The following is a 496-nucleotide window of genomic DNA, read 5'->3' as shown; positions in this document are numbered from 1 at the left end:
AATAATCATTCAGTGTTCTTGTTGTATTATCATCTTGTGTTGGTCGTAAAATACAGAAGAAATGTGTTCGATGATGATATATCAGACTATGCAAAAGACATGTTTGTCAGGTTATCCGAGAATTACAACATAACACTGATAGAGTGGAATCATGATGTAGACCATGTTCATATTTTGTTCAAGGCACATCCGAATACAGAAATGACAAAATTTATTAATGCTTATAAAAGTGCAAGTTCTCGACTCATTAAGAGAGACTTTCCACAAGTGAAAAAGAAACTTTGGAAAGAGATGTTTTGGTCAAGAAGTTTTTGCTTACTAACAACTGGTGGTTCGCCAATAGAAGTAGTAAAGAAATATATTGAAAATCAAGGTGAAAAGTGAGGTGAAATGATATGACAAAGCATAATAAAGCATATACATTCCGTTTGTATCCAACAGAAGAACAAGCATATCTTATGCGTAAAACCTTCGGTTGTGTACGTTTCGTGTATAA

2 protein-coding genes are annotated in these 496 nt (G+C 33.3%); both read left to right on the top strand.

Features of this window, described 5'->3' with window-relative positions; translation table 11 throughout:
• Positions 1-384: IS200/IS605 family transposase (tnpA, locus tag BAU23_RS13560; protein WP_071734642.1), on the top strand; the 384-nt coding region annotated here is incomplete at its 5' end.
• 11 nt (positions 385-395) lie between these two features.
• Positions 396-496, top strand: a 101-nt coding sequence (locus BAU23_RS13555; RefSeq protein WP_071734641.1) for a helix-turn-helix domain-containing protein, incomplete at its 3' end; no start/stop codon positions are given.

This window comes from Bacillus nitratireducens (assembly GCF_001884135.1).
GTDB lineage: Bacteria > Bacillota > Bacilli > Bacillales > Bacillaceae_G > Bacillus_A > Bacillus_A nitratireducens.
The sequence above is the reverse complement of the archived record's forward strand: the minus strand, read 5'-3'. Positions and strand labels throughout refer to the sequence as shown.